This window comes from Paenibacillus sp. GbtcB18, from assembly GCF_019091125.1.
Taxonomy (GTDB): domain Bacteria; phylum Bacillota; class Bacilli; order Paenibacillales; family NBRC-103111; genus Paenibacillus_F; species Paenibacillus_F chitinolyticus.
On sequence record NZ_JAGXJX010000803.1, the window covers coordinates 1 to 239 of the forward strand.

Consider the following 239-nt stretch of genomic DNA (forward strand, 5'->3'; position numbering starts at 1 on the left):
GTGTCCCCCCAGGTTATACAGCGACATCGCGTAAAAAATCTGAAATTCCCGGGCTTCCGGGTATTCCCGGATTGCGTGACGAAAGCACGTCCGGGCCGATTCGTATTCGCCCAGCGCCCGGTAAGTGCTGCCGAGACCGAGCCAGGCGCCCCGACTCTCCACGTCCGCGAGGCCAAGCTCCAGCGCCTACGCGTAGAAAGGCGCGGCTTCCTTTTCCAGTCCCATGGCGTCATGAATCC

General features: G+C 61.5%; 1 protein-coding gene. It reads right to left on the reverse strand.

The window, feature by feature from the left end:
* Positions 1 to 162 (reverse strand): tetratricopeptide repeat protein (locus KVT34_RS32555; RefSeq protein ID WP_309244147.1); only part of this gene is annotated, 162 nt, incomplete at its 3' end.
* Positions 163 to 239: the final 77 nt, after the last annotated feature.